The 883-nt window shown below is 37.3% G+C and carries 1 protein-coding gene; it reads left to right on the forward strand.

The features are described from left to right. Positions 1-285 precede the first annotated feature (285 nt). On the forward strand, positions 286-606 hold the full coding sequence (locus tag DW981_RS16315) for a hypothetical protein (RefSeq protein ID WP_182434318.1): 321 nt from the start codon (positions 286-288) through the stop codon (positions 604-606). The last annotated feature ends 277 nt before the right edge of the window (positions 607-883 follow it).

Raw genomic sequence — 883 nt, forward strand, 5'->3', positions numbered from 1 at the left:
CCCCCCTATTTTCTGGTATAATGTCAATCGCCAAACCAACAAAACAAGAAACGAGGTTATTGCTCATGGACATTATACTTTATTTATTAAATTACATCAATTACCAACGCAAAATTATTGGTCAGTTATTGAATTTTATTTGCAGATACATCCCACTAAAGCAGTGGGCTTTTGATGACTCTCATTCTCCTAAATATCAAAAGTTCAAGATAGATGAACTCCCTAAAATTCTTCACTACGAGTCTTGGGATTATCGTCTTCTACTTCCATACTTAGAATGGAAGTATGGTAAGAAAATCAAACCTGTGCATCGTCGCTCAGGCTGCAACATCCCTGACGATTGCTCCTGCCCTCGTTGCAACGCTCCAAAGATTTATCTTTACAAAAACAATGGTTCTAAAGGACAAATCTGGTGTAAGGTTTGTGACACTAAATTCAACCTTAACGAAAATCGATTCACAAAAACCACTTCCCTTCGTTGCCCTCACTGCTCCAGAACACTGGAACCTATCAAGAGTAGAAAGCACTTTATCATTCACAAATGCAGAAACCTTAAATGCCCTTACTATCTTCATAATCTTAAAAAAGTTGATAGAGAACATTTAGATGAAAAACATGGAAAAAGCAAATATAAACTCCACTACATCTACCGCGAATTTACGATAGATTTTTTTAAGATGGATTTATCTTCTCTTCCTAAAAACGCGTCTTCCTTAAATTTTAAGAGGCACGATTCCTACACCATGTCACTGTGCTTAACCTATCGTGTCAACTTAGGTCTCTCTTTGCGAAAAACCGCTCAAGCTCTCCGAGACATTCATGGAATAAAAATATCTCATCAACAAGTAGCGAATTACTGTACTACTGCCGCCATCTGTGTAAA

The organism is Clostridium sp. AM49-4BH (assembly GCF_003478335.1).
Taxonomy (GTDB): Bacteria; Bacillota; Clostridia; order Lachnospirales; family Lachnospiraceae; genus Butyribacter.